Annotated in this window: 19 protein-coding genes; 7 read left to right on the forward strand and 12 right to left on the reverse strand. The window is 72.4% G+C overall.

Going from position 1 to position 15,974, the window contains the following annotated elements; all coding sequences use genetic code 11:
• Positions 1–27 precede the first annotated feature (27 nt).
• Both AB5J51_RS15325 and AB5J51_RS15330 read left to right on the forward strand, forming a co-directional pair.
• Positions 28–591: a DUF1003 domain-containing protein gene (locus AB5J51_RS15325; RefSeq protein ID WP_053784781.1), complete on the forward strand. Its 564-nt coding sequence runs from the start codon at positions 28–30 to the stop codon at positions 589–591.
• An 87-nt stretch (positions 592–678) separates the two neighbouring features.
• Positions 679–1,794, forward strand: coding sequence for an Mrp/NBP35 family ATP-binding protein (locus AB5J51_RS15330; RefSeq protein ID WP_136225362.1), 1,116 nt, complete (start codon positions 679–681; stop codon positions 1,792–1,794).
• A 58-nt stretch (positions 1,795–1,852) separates the two neighbouring features.
• Here the strand turns inward: AB5J51_RS15330 and AB5J51_RS15335 are convergent, their stop codons facing one another.
• From AB5J51_RS15335 to sigE, 5 genes are all read right to left on the reverse strand, one after another.
• Positions 1,853–2,605 carry a hypothetical protein gene (locus tag AB5J51_RS15335; RefSeq protein ID WP_053784561.1) on the reverse strand — a complete coding sequence of 251 codons (753 nt, stop codon included), beginning with the start codon at positions 2,603–2,605 and terminating at the stop codon, positions 1,853–1,855.
• A 171-nt stretch (positions 2,606–2,776) separates the two neighbouring features.
• Positions 2,777–3,223: a sec-independent translocase gene (locus AB5J51_RS15340; protein ID WP_053784560.1), complete on the reverse strand. Its 447-nt coding sequence runs from the start codon at positions 3,221–3,223 to the stop codon at positions 2,777–2,779.
• A 106-nt stretch (positions 3,224–3,329) separates the two neighbouring features.
• A complete protein-coding gene (locus AB5J51_RS15345; protein WP_136225317.1) occupies positions 3,330–4,646 on the reverse strand; it encodes a S1C family serine protease in 1,317 nt (438 codons plus the stop codon).
• 170 nt (positions 4,647–4,816) lie between these two features.
• Positions 4,817–5,443 (reverse strand): zf-HC2 domain-containing protein, encoded by a 627-nt coding sequence (locus AB5J51_RS15350; RefSeq protein WP_369777896.1) that lies wholly within the window; start codon positions 5,441–5,443, stop codon positions 4,817–4,819.
• A complete protein-coding gene (gene sigE / locus AB5J51_RS15355) occupies positions 5,440–6,219 on the reverse strand; it encodes an RNA polymerase sigma factor SigE (protein WP_078987081.1) in 780 nt (259 codons plus the stop codon). Before sigE ends, AB5J51_RS15350 begins: the two co-directional genes overlap by 4 nt.
• Before the next feature lie 217 nt (positions 6,220–6,436).
• Here sigE and AB5J51_RS15360 point away from each other — a divergent pair, with 217 nt between their 5' ends.
• Positions 6,437–7,099 carry an O-methyltransferase gene (locus AB5J51_RS15360; protein WP_053784556.1) on the forward strand — a complete coding sequence of 221 codons (663 nt, stop codon included), beginning with the start codon at positions 6,437–6,439 and terminating at the stop codon, positions 7,097–7,099.
• A gap of 26 nt (positions 7,100–7,125) precedes the next feature.
• Here AB5J51_RS15360 and AB5J51_RS15365 read toward each other — a convergent pair whose 3' ends face one another.
• Together AB5J51_RS15365 and AB5J51_RS15370 are read right to left on the reverse strand one after the other, a co-directional pair.
• Positions 7,126–7,743 (reverse strand): phosphatase PAP2 family protein, encoded by a 618-nt coding sequence (locus AB5J51_RS15365; protein ID WP_369777897.1) that lies wholly within the window; start codon positions 7,741–7,743, stop codon positions 7,126–7,128.
• Between the two features lie 180 nt (positions 7,744–7,923).
• Positions 7,924–8,091 (reverse strand): DUF3117 domain-containing protein, encoded by a 168-nt coding sequence (locus AB5J51_RS15370; protein WP_003966491.1) that lies wholly within the window; start codon positions 8,089–8,091, stop codon positions 7,924–7,926.
• 333 nt (positions 8,092–8,424) lie between these two features.
• Between AB5J51_RS15370 and AB5J51_RS15375 the strand changes: the two genes are divergently transcribed.
• Positions 8,425–9,228, forward strand: a complete 804-nt coding sequence (locus AB5J51_RS15375; RefSeq protein WP_030291136.1) for an enoyl-CoA hydratase/isomerase family protein — start codon at positions 8,425–8,427, stop codon at positions 9,226–9,228.
• Between the two features lie 34 nt (positions 9,229–9,262).
• Here the strand turns inward: AB5J51_RS15375 and AB5J51_RS15380 are convergent, their stop codons facing one another.
• Entirely contained in the window at positions 9,263–9,838 is a 576-nt protein-coding gene (locus AB5J51_RS15380) for a DNA-3-methyladenine glycosylase I (RefSeq protein WP_053784554.1), read from the reverse strand.
• A complete protein-coding gene (locus AB5J51_RS15385; protein ID WP_369780258.1) occupies positions 9,835–10,188 on the reverse strand; it encodes a DivIVA domain-containing protein in 354 nt (117 codons plus the stop codon). Before AB5J51_RS15385 ends, AB5J51_RS15380 begins: the two co-directional genes overlap by 4 nt.
• 82 nt (positions 10,189–10,270) lie before the next feature.
• On the opposite strand from AB5J51_RS15385, the gene folP reads away from it, so the two are divergent.
• A complete protein-coding gene (folP, locus tag AB5J51_RS15390) occupies positions 10,271–11,131 on the forward strand; it encodes a dihydropteroate synthase (RefSeq protein WP_053784552.1) in 861 nt (286 codons plus the stop codon).
• A gap of 61 nt (positions 11,132–11,192) precedes the next feature.
• On the opposite strand, the gene AB5J51_RS15395 is transcribed toward folP, so the two are convergent.
• Together AB5J51_RS15395 and dapE are read right to left on the reverse strand one after the other, a co-directional pair.
• Complete coding sequence (locus tag AB5J51_RS15395) at positions 11,193–11,951, reverse strand: TIGR00730 family Rossman fold protein (protein WP_053784551.1); 759 nt, start codon at positions 11,949–11,951, stop codon at positions 11,193–11,195.
• Between the two features lie 64 nt (positions 11,952–12,015).
• The gene (gene dapE, locus AB5J51_RS15400; protein ID WP_053784550.1) at positions 12,016–13,095 is read right to left on the reverse strand and encodes a succinyl-diaminopimelate desuccinylase; all 1,080 of its coding nucleotides are present in this window, start codon (positions 13,093–13,095) and stop codon (positions 12,016–12,018) included.
• An 86-nt stretch (positions 13,096–13,181) separates the two neighbouring features.
• On the opposite strand from dapE, the gene AB5J51_RS15405 reads away from it, so the two are divergent.
• Together AB5J51_RS15405 and AB5J51_RS15410 are read left to right on the forward strand one after the other, a co-directional pair.
• Positions 13,182–14,138 carry a hypothetical protein gene (locus AB5J51_RS15405; protein ID WP_133896966.1) on the forward strand — a complete coding sequence of 319 codons (957 nt, stop codon included), beginning with the start codon at positions 13,182–13,184 and terminating at the stop codon, positions 14,136–14,138.
• A gap of 239 nt (positions 14,139–14,377) precedes the next feature.
• Positions 14,378–14,773: an ATP-binding protein gene (locus AB5J51_RS15410; RefSeq protein WP_369777898.1), complete on the forward strand. Its 396-nt coding sequence runs from the start codon at positions 14,378–14,380 to the stop codon at positions 14,771–14,773.
• Between the two features lie 88 nt (positions 14,774–14,861).
• Here AB5J51_RS15410 and dapC read toward each other — a convergent pair whose 3' ends face one another.
• Positions 14,862–15,956, reverse strand: coding sequence for a succinyldiaminopimelate transaminase (dapC, locus tag AB5J51_RS15415; RefSeq protein WP_369777899.1), 1,095 nt, complete (start codon positions 15,954–15,956; stop codon positions 14,862–14,864).
• Positions 15,957–15,974 lie beyond the last annotated feature (18 nt).

Raw genomic sequence — 15,974 nt, forward strand, 5'->3', positions numbered from 1 at the left:
CACGGGCTGACGGGCCGCGAGGAGGAGATCGCCGAGCGGTTGCGGGCCAGGACGGCCGCTTCCGCGACCGGGTCGACCGCGCTGACCCGGTCGCCCCGGGGGCGGTTGGACCAGCCCCGTACGGACCGGCGCAGGCTGCTGCCGGTCTACGACCCGGAGGCGTTCGGGCGGCTGTCGGAGCGGGTGGCGCGGTTCCTCGGCACGGGCCGGTTCATCGTCTGGATGACGCTGGTCATCATCGTGTGGGTGCTGTGGAACATCTTCGCGCCGGACCACCTGCGCTTCGACCAGTACCCGTTCATCTTCCTGACGCTGATGCTGTCGCTGCAGGCCTCGTACGCCGCCCCGCTGATCCTGCTCGCGCAGAACCGGCAGGACGACCGGGACCGGGTGAACCTGGAGCAGGACCGCAAGCAGAACGAGCGCTCCATCGCCGACACCGAGTACCTGACCCGGGAGATCGCCGCGCTGCGGATGGGCCTGGGCGAGGTCGCGACCCGCGACTGGATCCGGTCGGAGTTCCAGGACCTGATCAAGGAGATGGACGAGCGGCGGCTATTCCCGCTCGAGAGTGACGAAGGCGACCGCTAGCGGCCTTTCCTGAGGCAGGCTACCGAGCCGTACCATCGGGGCATGGCTACCGACACAAGCTCCGCCGCCGTGCCCGAGCAGGATGCGATCCTCGACGCGCTGGCGACGGTGAACGACCCCGAGATCCACCGGCCGATCACCGAGCTCGGCATGGTCAAATCGGTGGAGATCGGCGACGGCGGCGAGGTCGCCGTCACGGTCTACCTGACGGTGTCGGGCTGTCCCATGCGCGAGACGATCACCAAGAACGTCACCGAGGCCGTCGAGCGGGTCGCGGGCGTCACCTCGGTCGCCGTCACCCTGGACGTGATGAGCGACGAGCAGCGCAAGGAGCTGGCGGCCTCACTGCGCGGCGGCACCGCCGAGCGCGAGGTCCCGTTCGCCAAGCCGGGCTCGCTGACCCGCGTCTACGCGGTCGCGTCCGGCAAGGGCGGCGTCGGCAAGTCGTCGGTGACGGTGAACCTGGCCGCGGCGATGGCCGCGGACGGCCTGAAGGTCGGCGTCGTGGACGCGGACATCTACGGCCACAGCGTGCCGCGCATGCTGGGCGTGGACGGCCGCCCGACCCAGGTCGAAAACATGATCATGCCGCCGTCCGCGAACGGCGTGAAGGTCATCTCCATCGGCATGTTCACCCCGGGCAACGCGCCGGTCGTGTGGCGCGGTCCGATGCTGCACCGGGCCCTCCAGCAGTTCCTGGCGGACGTGTTCTGGGGCGACCTGGACGTACTGCTGCTGGACCTGCCGCCGGGTACGGGCGACATCGCGATCTCCGTGGCGCAGCTGGTGCCGAACGCGGAGATCCTGGTCGTGACGACCCCGCAGCAGGCTGCGGCCGAGGTCGCGGAGCGGGCCGGCTCGATCGCCGTGCAGACGCACCAGAAGATCGTCGGCGTGGTCGAGAACATGTCCGGGCTGCCGTGCCCGCACTGCGACGAGATGGTCGACGTGTTCGGCTCGGGCGGTGGCCAGAAGGTCGCCGACGGCCTCACCAAGACGGTCGGCGCGACGGTCCCGGTGCTCGGATCCATCCCGATCGACGTACGGCTGCGCGAGGGCGGCGACGAGGGCAAGCCGGTCGTCCTGTCCGACCCGGACTCCCCTGCCGGTGCGGCGCTGCGCTCGATCGCGGGCAAGCTGGGCGGCCGCGCCCGCGGCCTGGCCGGCATGTCGCTGGGCATCACGCCGCGCAACAAGTTCTGACCCGCGCCGTACGACGTGAAGGGCACCGCCGGCCGGCGGTGCCCTTTCCCGTACCCGCCTACTCGTACGACGCGATGTCGCCGATCACCGAGAAGCCGAGCCCGTACGCGCTCATCCCCCGCCCGTACGCGCCCAGGTGCACGCCACCCGGCGTGGAACCGGCGAGCACCCAGCCGAACTCCGACTCGCGGTAGTGGAACGGCGTCGGCTCCCCGTCGACCGGGAGCGAGAGCGTCGACCAGTCCGCGCCGTCGAGGTCGTCGGCGAGCTCCCACGCGGCCTCGGTCTGCTGGTCGAGCCAGTCGTCGCGCAGGGTGTGGTCCATCTGGCCGGGCCAGCTGTACGCCAGCAGTCCGGAGCCGGCCAGCCAGGCCGCGGAGGAGACCGAGGTGGCCTCCAGGACGCCGGTGCCGTCGCTGCTGCGGCGCAGCGGATTGCTCGCGACGGTGACGACCACCGCGAAGCGCTCCTTCTCACCGGTGGCGAGCTCCCCGCGCGCGGAGGGCTCGTCGCCGTGGCCGGTGGAACCGTGCTCGACGGTGCCGTCGGCTCCGGTGCCCACCTGCATGAGCCAGCGGGGGCCGGTGAAGGCCCCGTCCAGCCCGTACCAGGGAAAATCGGCCCGCAGGTACCCCTCGGCCGTCCGCCGGGCCGTCGGGACGGGCGCGGCGGCCTCCTGGGGCTGCGCGGCGGCGGGCTGCGGGGATGCAGCCGCCGGTGCGGCTGGTTCCGCCGGTTCTGCTGGTGCGGCGGCGGGAGCGGGCGCCTCGGCGGGCTGCACCCCTACCCGGCTACTGCTCGTCGTCTCCATCGATGCGGCCTCTCGTTCCGTGGGGTCCGGAACGCGCCCTCCCCCACATCTCGTCGGGGGGACCCCCACCCTGGGGCGTCCTGGGTCCGGACTCATGGAGGATAGCCACCGGACCCCGGATCACCGGGGAAGGCTCGAATCAGGGGGTGTCTTGTCGGACGTCCGCGGCCACTAGGTGGCGTCGGCGTCGTAGGGGGTGCGCTGTTCGGCGGCCGGGGCGGCGGGCTTCTTCATCAGGTCCGGGCCGGTGGCGGCGGGCGCGGCGGAGGTGCCGGCGGCGGCCGGGGCGGGGGCCGTCTCCCTGCTGTTGACGGCGTCGGTGACGTCGTTCAGCTCCTTGCGGAGATCGAAGGTGCTGCGGATCTCCTTGAGGTCCTCGTTCTCGGTCAGCTGCTTGCGGATGAACGTCTTCGGGTTCAGGTCCTCGAACTCGAAGTCCTTGAACTCGGGACCGAGTTCGGAGCGGATGTCCTGCTTGGCGCTGTCGGAGAACGCGCGGATCTTCCGGATGACGCCGGTGACGTCCTGGATCACCTTCGGCAGCTTGTCCGGGCCGAAGACGAGGATGGCGAGCACCACGATCGTGACCAGCTCGAGTGCGCCTATGTCGTTGAACACCTTGCCGCTCCTCGGCTCTCTTCACTTCGGGCCACGACACACGGTACCCGGCGTTGCCGACGGGCCCATACATCGGTGCGCCTTCGGCCTCGGATTCTCCGTATGGTCATGATCCGTTCGCCGAACCGAGGACGAGTTCCAGGGTGCGCTCCCGGCCGTCGCGCAGCACCGTCAGGGTGAGCGGATCACCCGGGCGGTGGGCCCGGATCTTGATGACGAGCTCGTCGCCGCCGTGCACGCGGACGCCGTCCACCTTGGTGATCACGTCGCCGCCCTGGATACCGGCGCGGGCGCCCGGGCCGTCGGCGGTGACGGCCGGCTTGCCGCCCTCGCCCTTGGTGGCGACGCGGGCCCCGTCGCCGGTGTACTCCATGTCGAGGGTGACGCCGATGACGGGGTGGGTGGCGCGGCCGGTGCGGATGAGCTCCTCGGCGACGCGCTTGCCCTGGTTGACCGGGATGGCGAAGCCCAGGCCGATGCTGCCGCTCTGCTTCTCGGTATCCCCCTTGTCGGCTCCGCGGATCGCGCTGTTGATGCCGATCACGCGGGCCTTGGCGTCGAGGAGGGGGCCGCCGGAGTTGCCGGGGTTGATGGGGGCGTCCGTCTGGAGGGCGTCGACGTAGCTGATGTCGCTGCCGTCGCCCTTGTCGCCGCCCGCGGTGATGGGCCGGCCGGTGGCGCTGATGATGCCGGCGGTGACGGTGTTGGAAAGGTCGAAGGGCGCGCCGATGGCCACCACCGGGTCGCCGACCTGCACGTTCTCGGAGTTCCCGAGGGAGAGCGGCTGCAGGCCCCGTACGCCTTCGACCTTGACGACGGCCAGGTCGTAGCCGCCGTCCCGGCCGACCAGTTCGGCGGGGACGCTCTCGCCGGTGCTGAAGGTGACCGTTATGTCCTTGGCGTCGGAGACGACGTGGTTGTTGGTGAGGATGTGGCCCTGCTGGTCGAGCACGAACCCCGTTCCGGTGCCGCTGCCGCCGGTGCCGCGGACGTGCAGGGTCACGACGCCGGGCAGCGCGGTGGCGGCGATCCCGGCCACGCTGTCGGGGGCCCGGCCCTTGCTCTCCACGGCGGCCTGCGGGAGTTCGAGGCGGGTGCCGGTCTGCCGTTCGGCGAGGACGCCGAGCCAGCCGCCGATGCCGCCGGCGAGGAGGGCCGTGCCGAGGCTGAGGGCCACGGCGTGCCGCAGCCGGATGCCGCGCCCGCCGGGGGCCTTCCCCTGGTCGGCGACCTGGAGCGGCCGCTCGCCCCACGGGTCGTACCGCGGCCCCGGCACCGTCGCCTGTGGCGCGGGCCCGTCCGCCGGATCGGAGCCTGCGCCCGGTTCGGCCGGCGGCCCGGGCTCCGCCCCGGCCGCTGCCTCGGGGCCGGCGGGGCGGCTCCACCACGACGGAGCCGTGTCGGACTGCTGCTGGTCGGCCATGGGCGCTCCCCGGGGGTACCTGTAGCACCGCCGGGCGGCGCATCTGCCGCCGATTCAACCAGGTACCCGACCCCTCGGGGGCCACACCCCCGGTTCCCGGTCCCCGGCCTGCCCGGGGGCACCTCCCGGCGGCAGCCGCGGGAGGGACTTTGCCGACACCCCCTGAGGCGTCAGCGGGTCAGGGAGACCGGTCGGGGTGAGGCGGAGATGGAGGGGTGGACCGTTGGCAGCGGGCCCGTGGGACGCGGGCCGGCGACGAACCCGGGGCTCGGCTCCCGGTCCCGGACCACCGCATCGGCCACCGACACCGCGGGACCGGGCCGCGTCGCCGGGGCCTCGCCCCGCACGTTCGGCTCGAGGGTGTCGACCGGCAGCGAACCGCCCAGTGCGATCGCGGCCAGCGAGACCGCCCCGGCCGCCACGAACGCGAAGCGGCGGCGCGGCCGCCCCACCTCGTGGATGCGGAAGCCCTGCTGCGGTGCGGTCGGGGGCACGTACCCGAAGAGCTCCGCCCCCGGCGGACTCTGCGGACCCGGCGGACCGGACGGCCCGTCGGGACCGTCGCCCGGCAGCCCCTGCAACCGGGCCAGCAGTCCGGCCGACAGCGGCGGCGGCGCGCTCTCCACGAAAAGACTCTTCACACGGCGCTGCGCATCGGCCTCGGCCTTGCACTTGGCACACGTGGCCAGATGCGCCAGGACCCGCTCGCGCGCGTCGTGGCTCAGCTCCCCGTCGACCAGCGCGGCGAGACGGTCGCCCAGGTGCTGTTCGGCAGGAGACGGACTGACTCCGCTCACTCGGCTCCGCCCTCTCCCCCGGCGCCCGGCGCGCCCACCGCCACTCCCGCCAGCGCCCGCTGCTCGGCACGGGCCTTGGGAGACCGGTGCTTGAGCGCCTTGCGCAGATGCGAACGGCCCCGGTGGATACGGCTGCGCACGGTGCCGAGCTTCACGCCCAGCGTGGCGGCGATCTCCTCGTACGAGAGGCCCTCGATGTCGCACAGCACCACGGCCGCGCGGAACTCGGGCGCGAGGGTGTCCAGCGCCTGCTGCACGTCCGCGTCGAAGTGGGTGTCGTGGAGGACCTGCTGCGGGGACGGCTCACGGCTCGGCAGCCGCTCGGCCGCGTCGTCGCCGAGCGCGTCGAAGCGGATCCGCTGCTTGCGGCGGACCATGTCCAGGAACAGGTTGGTGGTGATCCGGTGCAGCCAGCCCTCGAACGTGCCCGGCGTGTACGTGGACAGCGAGCGGAAGACGCGGACGAAGACCTCCTGCGTCAGGTCCTCGGCGTCGTGCTGGTTACCCGTCAGACGGTAGGCAAGGCGGTAGACCCGCGCACTGTGCGTGCTGACGATCTCCTCCCATGAGGGAGGGGTCCACGCCTGGGTGCCCGCATCGGCGGCAAAGGTCGCGGTGGTTGCGGTCGCGGCAACGTGGAAGCGGTCAGCAATGTTGGTCACGGATTTCGGCTCACCCGCCGACCAGAAGAGGCGTCTGAATACGCCTCCACGATCCACAGGCGCAGCCGCACCTCCCCTATCGGCTCTGGTGGTGTCCAGTGGAGTCCCTACCATAGCCACCCCTCCCGTCAGCTCCGGATAAGCATTTTTGCATTAACTTTGCACGTGTCTTCGCCACGCCGGGCCGTCGATCTGCCCGGTGCCGTCCCCATCTATCCCGGCTGCGCCCCGCCCTTACGCCCCCTTTTGCCTCGCTGGGTCTTTCCGCCGCCGTTTTCTTCAACGCCCGGTCCCATCTGCGGGTTCCCGACGTCAGCGGATACAGTCACCGTTGCGCCAACTATGGGGACAGGAGAGGGTCATTACCGGCAACCGGCAGACGAGCTGGGCGTTCGCCGACGCGTTTGTCGCCGAGGACGACGCTCTGCGGTGGGCCCGCGACCGGGCCAGGGAAGCGGGCCTGCGCTCCGTCTCCCCGGGCACCGGGGCCGCGCTGCGCCTGCTCGCCGCCACCGCGGACGCCAAGGCGGTCGCCGAGATCGGCACCGGCACCGGCGTCTCCGGCATCCACCTCCTCCACGGCATGCGCCCCGACGGGGTGCTGACCACCGTGGATCCCGAGGCCGACCGGCAGGCCTTCGCCCGCCAGGCCTTCCGCGCCGCCGGATTCGCGGGCAACCGCGCCCGGTTCATCCCCGGCCGCGCACTCGACGTACTCCCCCGGCTCGCCGACGGCGGGTACGACCTCGTCTTCTGCGACGGGGACCCGTCCGAGTCCCTCGACTACCTCGCCGAATCGTTGCGCCTGCTGCGCCCGGGCGGGCTGGTGTGCTTCGAGGGGGTCTTCGCCGACGGCCGCACCGTCGACTCGGCGGCCCAGCAGGTCGAGGTGATGCGCGTGCGGGAGCTGCTGCGCAGCGTCCGGGAGAGCCCGGCACTGGAGGCGGCCCTGCTCCCGGTGGGCGACGGCCTGCTCTGCGCGGTCCGGCGCTGAGACCCTCGCGACTCGGCGGGACCGGCTCAGCTCAGGAGCAGGAAGGTGAGCGCCGACGCACCGCCCAGCGCCGTGCCGGCGAGGAGTTGCGCCGGGGTGTGCGCCCGCAGCACCAGCCGGGACCAGGCGACGGCCGCGGCGATCAGGGCCGCCGGGAGCACCCGCGGGCCGAAGATGAGCAGCAGGATCATCGCGGCGCCGCCGGCCACCGACATGTGGATCGATATCTGCCAGCCGATCGTCACCAGCAGGGACGACACGAGGCCCACGAGCATCGCGACGACGAGCGCGAACACCTCGCCCGGCGCGCCGAGGAAGCGCAGCAGGGTGACCCCGGCGACCACGGAGACGAGGCTCAGGGCCATCGGGACGACCCGCTGCCTGCGCACCCGGATGTGCTGGTCGGTCAGCGCCCCCCGCCGGACGCCGGAGGCGATGATCCCGATCGGGACCACACCGCAGAACAGGGCGGCGAGCAGGCCCCAGCCGAGACCGGTCCACGACGCCGTGCTGTGCCATCCGATGAGCAGCAGCAGGGCGACGACCATGTTCGCCGGCGCCAGTCCGTCGGAGACGACGCGGGCGGCCTTCTGGCGGGGAGTGCAGTCGGCGAAGGCCGGCGGCGCGGGCGGGGAGAAGGTCACGACGGGCTCCGCGGGGCGCAGGAATCGGTGCGGGACGAGGACCCGGAAGTCGAGCCCCCGGAGTCGGGGCCCCCGGAGACGGCGTCCCCGGACACGACACAACGCTGCCCCGGCCGCTCATCGCGGTCGGGGCAGCGCAGAGTATGCAGAAAAGCAGAAGGTGGCAGTGCTGTCAGCGGGTCAGCCGACGACCTTCTTCAGGGCGTCACCCAGGGCGTCCGCCTCGTCCGGAGTCAGCTCGACGACAAGCCGACCGCCGCCCTCGAGCGGTACGCGCATGACGATGCCCCGCCCCTCCTTGGTGACCTCGAGCGGGCCGTCGCCCGTCCGCGGCTTCATGGCCGCCATGCTCGTTCCCCTTCCTGAAACCAGCTCATCGTCAGCCGACGGCCCCATTCAGGCGCCTGGAACCCGGCATCGAACACATTGCTTCCTGGCCATTATCCCGCATGTCAGGACCCGATGACCAACATCGGCAGGGAACGCTTGCGCAACGCGCTCGGCCAAAACCACTCATTTCGGGGACGTGCCTGCGATACTTCGCCGCCGCACCCGGCGTCCGCCCTCCGCTTTCTTTGACGCACATCACATGCCCCGGGACGGTCCGGTCCGCCATGCTGGCCCTTGCACCGGCCGGTACCGGCCGGTAGCCAAGCCCGCGACGAAGGGGGACCCCCTGCCATGGCCGACAGCGTGCTCTACGAAGTGACCGACGGACTCGCAAAAATCACGATCAACCGTCCCGACGCCATGAACGCGATGAACACCGAGGCCAAGGTGGCGCTGCGCGACGCGGTCCAGGCGGCGGCCGCGGACACGGCCGTCCGGGCGGTGCTGCTGACCGCGGCCGGCAACCGGGCGTTCTGCGTCGGCCAGGACCTCAAGGAACACATCGGGAACCTGGCGGCGGACCGCAAGAACGGGTCCTCGCTGACGATGAGCACGGTCGCGGACCACTACAACCCGATCGTGCGCGCCCTGACCGAGATGCCCAAGCCGGTGGTGGCGGGCGTCAACGGCGTCGCGGCCGGAGCGGGCTTCGGCTTCGCGCTCGCGGCGGACTTCCGGGTCGTCGCCGACACGGCCTCCTTCAACACCTCCTTCGCGGGGGTGGCGCTCACCGCGGACTCGGGCGTCTCCTGGACCCTCCCCCGCCTGATCGGCGCCTCCCGGGCCTCCGACCTGCTGCTCTTCCCCCGCTCCGTGAAGGCGCAGGAGGCGTACGAGCTCGGCATCGTGAACCGCCTGGTCCCCTCGGACTCCCTGCACGCCGAGGCCGAGGCGGTGGCCCGCACGCTGGCGGCCGGCCCGACGGTGGCCTACGCGGCCCTGAAGGAGTCCCTGGCCTACGGCGCCGGCCACTCGCTGGCGGAGGCCCTGTCCCACGAGGACACCCTGCAGGCCCGCGCGGGCGCCTCCGAGGACCACTCCATCGCCGTCGAGGCCTTCCTCGCCAAGCAGCCGCCGAAGTACCTGGGCCGCTGAGTCCCGGTGCCCCCTGCCCCCGCCGTCCCCCGCCTCAGGCGGGGGTACGGGCGGCGCAGGCGGCCAGGTGGTCGTTGACCAGCCCGCAGGCCTGCATCAGGGCGTAGGCCGTCGTGGGGCCGACGAAGCGGATCCCGGCCTTCTTCAGGGCCTTGGACAGGGCCGTGGACTCGGGCGTCACCGCCGGGACCTCCGAGACCGTCGCGGGGGCCGGGCGGCCCGGCTCCGGCGCGTACGACCAGATCAGCGCGTCCAGCTCGCCCGGCTCCCACCCCGCCAGGACCTTCGCGTTGGCGAGCGTGGCGTCGATCTTGGCCCGGTTGCGGATGATCCCCTCGTCGGCGAGCAGCCGCTGCGCGTCGGCCGGCCCGAATTCCGCGACCTCGGCGATCACGAACCCCGCGAAGGCCTCGCGGAAGCCCTCCCGCCGCCGCAGGATCGTCAGCCAGGACAGCCCGGACTGGAAGGCCTCCAGGCACAGCCGCTCGTACAGGGCGTCGTCCCCGTGCACCGCTCGGCCCCACTCCGTGTCGTGGTACGCGATGTAGTCCTCGGTGGCCAGCGCCCAGGGGCAGCGCAGGTCCCCGTCCGGACCCGCGACGGCCGTCACTGCTCCTCCTTGTGCAGGTCGACCGCGCCGCCCTGCGGCTGCGCGTGGCCGTGCGCGGCCGCGGCCGCGGCCGTCAGCTCGGCGATCCGCGCGTCCCGCTCGGCGAGCTCCGCCGCGAGCCGCTCCAGTACGTCGTCCACCTCGGCCATGCGGTACCCGCGCGGGGCGACCGGCAGCCGCAGCGCGTCGATGTCGGCCCGCACGACCGGGCGGCTCTCCGGCAGCGCGTCGGCCACCCGGTCCGGCTCCGCGTCCGGCAGTACGGCCTCGGAACCACCGCCCACTACGGCCAGGGTGACCGCCGCGACGACCACGACCAGCGCGATCAGCAAGAACCAGAACACGAGCAACTCCCTGAGAGACATCGGGCCACCGGCCACCAGGTTAAGGTCGCAGCGAGGCGCGAGGGCCGCTGGAGGAGGAAAGAACGGGATGCTGCGACTGGGCAGGCGCGAGTTCGACACCCACGAGCCGGTGATCATGGCCATCGTGAACCGGACTCCGGACTCCTTCTACGACCAGGGCGCGACGTTCCGCGACGAGCCCGCGCTGGACCGGGTCGAGCAGGCGGTCGCCGAGGGTGCCGCGATCATCGACATCGGCGGGGTCAAGGCGGGCCCGGGCGAGCACGTGGACGCGGCCGAGGAGGCCCGGCGCACGGTCGGCTTCGTGGCGGAGGTACGGCGCCGCCACCCGGACGTGGTGATCAGCGTCGACACCTGGCGGCACGAGGTCGGCGAGGCGGTCTGCGAAGCCGGGGCCGACCTCCTGAACGACGCCTGGGGCGGCGTGGACCCGAAGCTGGCGGAGGTCGCCGCCCGGCACGACGTGGGCCTGGTCTGCACCCACGCGGGCGGGGTCGAGCCGCGCACCCGGCCGCACCGGACCACGTACGACGACGTGGTGGCGGACATCCTGCGCGTCACGGTCGGCCTCGCCGAACGGGCCGCCGCACTCGGCGTCCGCCGGGACGCGATCATGATCGACCCGGGCCACGACTTCGGGAAGAACACCCGCCACTCGCTGGAGGCCACCCGCCGCCTGGGCGAGATGACGGACACGGGCTGGCCGGTGCTGGTCTCGCTGTCCAACAAGGACTTCGTCGGCGAGACCCTCGACAAGCCGGTCAAGGAGCGCCTGTTGGGCACCCTGGCCACGACGGCCGTCTCGGCCTGGCTCGGCGCCCAGGTCTACCGCGTCCACGAGGTCGCGGAGACCAGGCAGGTCCTGGACATGGTCCGCTCGATCCAGGGCCACCGGCCGCCCGCGGTGGCGCGCCGCGGACTGGCCTGAGCCGGAGCCGTACTGCGGCGCCCCCGGCGGTCGCCCGCCGGGGGCTCGCGCAGCGGCGCGGCTACTTGCCGACTTCCTTGGTGACGAGCGCGATCGCCTCGTCCACGTCGTCCGTGACGTGGAACAGGTAGAGGTCGCGCTCGGAGGCCTTGCCCTGCGCGATCACCGTGTTCTTGAGCCAGTCGACCAGGCCGGACCAGTATTCCGACCCGAACAGCACGATCGGGAACCGGGTGATCTTCTGGGTCTGGACGAGGGTCAGCGCCTCGAACAGCTCGTCCAGCGTGCCGAGTCCGCCCGGCAGGACCACGAAGCCCTGGCTGTACTTCACGAACATCGTCTTGCGGACGAAGAAGTACCGGAAGTTCAGCCCGAGGTCCACGTGCTGGTTGAGCCCCTGCTCGAAGGGCAGCTCGATGCCCAGGCCCACGGAGATGCCGTTGGCCTCCCGGGCGCCCTTGTTGGCCGCCTCCATCGCGCCCGGGCCGCCGCCCGTGATCACCGCGAAGCCCGCCTCGACGAGCGCGCTGCCGATCTGTACGCCGGCCTCGTACTCGGGCGAGCCGGCGGGCGTACGGGCCGAGCCGAACACGCTGATCGCCGGCGGCAGCTCCGCCAGCGTGCCGAAGCCCTCGATGAACTCCGACTGGATGCGCAGGACCCGCCAGGGATCGGTGTGCACCCACTCGGAAGGCCCGGCCGAATCCAGCAGCCGCTGGTCCGTCGTACTGCCCGCCTGCACCTGGCTCCGCCTGCGCAGCACCGGCCCGAGCTGCTGCTCCTCGGGCCGACGACGAGCGTTGCCTTCGGGGTTGCCCATGATGTGCTCCCTCCTGCTGATCGTTGGATCAGGGTAGGCGCACAAAGGTGACGGGAAGCGGAATTCAGGAGGTCAGCCAGGCGCGGAGTCGTTCTTCGCAGTGGAGGATCGCCTTCGTCTCCACGCGCTCGTCCACCTTGTGGGCCAGCAGGGCGTCACCCGGGCCGTAGTTCACCGCCGGGACGCCGAGGGCGCTGAAGCGGGACACGTCCGTCCAGCCGAACTTCGGCATGGCGCGGCCGCCGACCGCCTCCATGAAGGCCGCCGCCGCGGGGTGGGAGAGGCCGGGGAGGGCGCCGCCCGAGAAGTCGTCGATCACGAACTCTTCGACGCCGCAGTCCTCGAAGACCTCCCGGACGTGGGCGATCGCGTCGTCCATGCTGCGGTCGGGGGCGAAGCGGAAGTTCACGGTCACCGTGCACGCGTCCGGGATGACGTTGTTGGCGACGCCGCCCTCGATGCGGACCGCGTTGAGGCCCTCGTGGTACTCGAGGCCGTCGATGACGGGCTTGCGGGGCTCGTACGCCGCGAGTTTGGCGAGAATCGGGCTCGCCGCGTGGATGGCGTTGGAGCCCATCCAGCTGCGCGCGGAGTGGGCGCGCTCGCCGCGGGTGCGGAGCAGGACGCGCAGGGTGCCCTGGCAGCCGCCCTCGACCTCGGCGTTCGACGGCTCCAGCAGGACCGCGAAGTCGCCGGTCAGCCAGTCGGGGTGGGCCTCGGCGACCTTGCCCAGGCCGTTGAGGTCGGCGGCGACCTCCTCCTGGTCGTAGAAGACGAAGGTGAGGTCCCGGTTGGGCTCGGGCACGGTCGCGGCGATGCGCAGCTGTACGGCGACGCCGGACTTCATGTCGGTGGTTCCGCAACCCCACAGGACGTCGTTCTCGTCCAGGCGGGACGGGACGTTGTCGGCGATCGGCACCGTGTCGAGGTGGCCGGCGAGCACGACGCGCTCGGCCCTGCCGAGGTTCGTACGGGCCACGACGTTGTTGCCGTACCGGTCGACCGTGAGGTGCGGAAGCGCCCGCAGGGCGTGTTCCACCAGGTCGGCGAGGACCTTTTCGTCGCCGCTCACGGACGGGATGTCGACGAGCCGGGCGGTCAGCTCGGCGGCGTCCAGGGTGAGGTCGAGCTCGGATTCGGACATGTCTCTGACCCTAACGCCCCGGGCTGCGACGAACGTCCCACGTCCGGCCGGTGGACGCGTCACGTGGCTCAAGTACGGTGGGCGGCGTGTCCAAGAGCGATCACCCCCGCCCTCGCCGCCGCCGGCCGCTGCTCAAACTCGCCGGTGCGTTCGTGCTGCTCGCGCTGATCGGCTATTTCGCCGTGCAGTACGAGTCCACGAACGGCGGTGGCGGCGCCCCGCACTGCACGGCCGCCATGCGGACGAGTCCGACCCTCGTGGACATGACCCCCGAGCAGGCGGGCAACGCGGCGACGATAGCCGCGGTCGGCGTGGCCAAGGGCCTGCCGGACCGGGCCGTGACCATCGCGCTGGCGACCGCGATGCAGGAGTCCGGGCTGCGGAACCTGCCCCACGGCGACCGGGATTCGCTGGGCCTGTTCCAGCAGCGGCCCTCGATGGGCTGGGGCACCGAGCAGCAGATCATGGACCCGGTGTACTCGGCCGGGATCTTCTACGAGCGCCTCGTCGCGGTGAAGGGGTACTCGCGGCTTCCGCTGACGGAGGCCGCGCAGCAGGTGCAGCTCAGCGGCTTCCCCCAGGCGTACGCGAAGCACGAGCCGGACGCGACCGTCCTGACGGCCGCCTTCGCCGGCGACGGCGAGCTGACGTGCGGCGGGCCCGCGCCCACCGCGCCGGGCGACCCGGAGAAGGTGCGCACGGAGCTCACCCGGATCTTCGCCAAGGACAAGCTGCACTCCGCCCCCGCGCAGCCCCGCCGGACGCCGGTCGCGGGCCAGGAGGTCAAGGAGGCCGAGGTGACCTTCGTCGAGAAGCAGGACGGCGGCGCGTCCGCGGCGCGCGGCAGCAAGGCGATGGCGGGCTGGGCGGTGGCCAACTCGCGGGGCATGGGCATCGTGCGCGTCTCGTACGGCCCGGACGGCTGGGTGGCGGGCGAGGCCAAGGGCAAGTGGCAGCAGAAGGGCGGGAAGGGCGGGAAGTCGCGCTCCGGCGATCCCTACGGTGCCGAGCACGACGAGGTACGGATCTTCGTGGCCCGCTGACACGCCGGTCGCGCAGTGCGGTCGCGCGTACGAGACGTCCCCCGCACGGGGGTGACCCGGCGGGCGGCCCGGTCAGCCCCCGGGAGGACGGAAGCCCTGGTCGGCGCCCATTCAATGGGCTTTTCCCGGAACCCGATTAAACGATGCGTTACTGATCCTTTACCCGGTGGCTCCGCAACTCCACCCGCCCCCTGAGCGGTTGTACAGGGCGTACTCAGCCGCTACCGCTTAGGAGCATCATGTCCCTCCCCCTGACCCGCCGGATCGCCCGTACCGCGCTGCTGCTCGCAGCCGGGGCAGCTCCCGTGGTCGGTGCGGCCGGCGCGGCCAGCGCCGCGGGCCTGGAGTCCGTGCCGCAGCTGGGCGCCCTCACCAGCCCGGACGCCGCAGGCACCGCGGGCGACGTGGTCGGCACCGGTGAGGCCGCTGCCACCACCGCGACGGACACCGCCGCCAAGGCCGTACCCGGCGCCCCGGCCCAGGTCACCGACACCGCGGGCGCCCTGCTCGGCGGGCTGCCGGCCAAGGGGCTGCCGACCGGGAACCTGCCGACCGACGCCGTGCCCGCCGGCGACCTCACCAGCGCGGTTCCCGCCCAGGGGCTGCCGCTGGGCGGCCTCCCCCTGGGCGGCTGATCCGCCGCAGGCACGAATGCCGAGGGGCCGGGAGCACGAACTCCCGGCCCCTCGGCCTGTGCAGGGTGCGGACGGACCCGGCGCCGGATCAGGCGAGGCGCTTGACCGCCGCCTCGACGCGCTCGTCCGTGGCCGTGAAGGCGACGCGGACGAACTGCGCTCCCGCCTCGCCGTAGAAGTCGCCCGGCGCGACCAGGATGCCCAGCTCGGCGAGGTGGGCGACCGTCTCCCAGCAGGGCTCGTCCCGGGTCACCCACAGGTACAGGCTGGCCTCGCTGTGCTCGACCCGGAAGCCGTGCGCCACCAGGGCCGCCCGCAGCGCCTCGCGCCGCGCGGCGTAGCGCACGCGCTGCTCCTCGACGTGCGCGTCGTCGCCGAGCGCGGCGACCGTGGCCGCCTGCACCGGGGCCGGGGTCATCATGCCGCCGTGCTTGCGGATCTCCAGCAGTTCGCCGAGCACGTCGGCGTCACCGGCGATGAACGCGGCCCGGTAGCCCGCCAGGTTGGAGCGCTTGGAGAGGGAGTGGACGGCGACGATGCCCTCGTACGAGCCGCCGCAGACGTCGTCGTGCAGGACGGAGACGGGCTCGGCCTCCCAGCCGAGCTCCAGGTAGCACTCGTCGCTGAAGAGCAGGATCCCGTGCTCGCGCGCCCAGGCCACGATCCGGATCATGTCTTCCTTCGGGATGACCTTTCCGGTCGGGTTGGACGGGGAGTTCAGCCACAGCAGCTTCACGCCCGCCGGATCGAGGTCCGCAGGGTCGTCGTAGACCACGGCTTCGGCGCCGCACAGCCGCGCCCCGACCTCGTACGTGGGGTACGCGAGCCGCGGGTAGGCGACCTTGTCGCCGGCGCCCAGGCCCAGCTGGGTCGGCAGCCAGGCCACCAGCTCCTTCGAGCCGACGACCGGCAGGACGTTGCGGTGCCCGGCGGCACTCGCGCCGAGGCGGCCCTGCAGCCAGCCGGTGACCGCGTCGCGCAGCGCTACGGTGCCCCACACCGTGGGGTAGCCCGGGGAGTCCGCGGCCGCGACGAGGGCGTCCTGGATCAGCTGCGGGACCGGGTCCACGGGCGTGCCGACGGACAGGTCGACGATGCCGTCCGGGTGGGCCGCCGCCGTCTTCTTGTACGGCTCCAGCTTGTCCCAGGGGAAGGCGGGAAGACGTGCGGATACTGCGGCCACGGTGTTCTCTGCTCTCTA

This window comes from Streptomyces sp. R33, assembly GCF_041200175.1.
Lineage (GTDB): Bacteria > Actinomycetota > Actinomycetes > Streptomycetales > Streptomycetaceae > Streptomyces > Streptomyces katrae_B.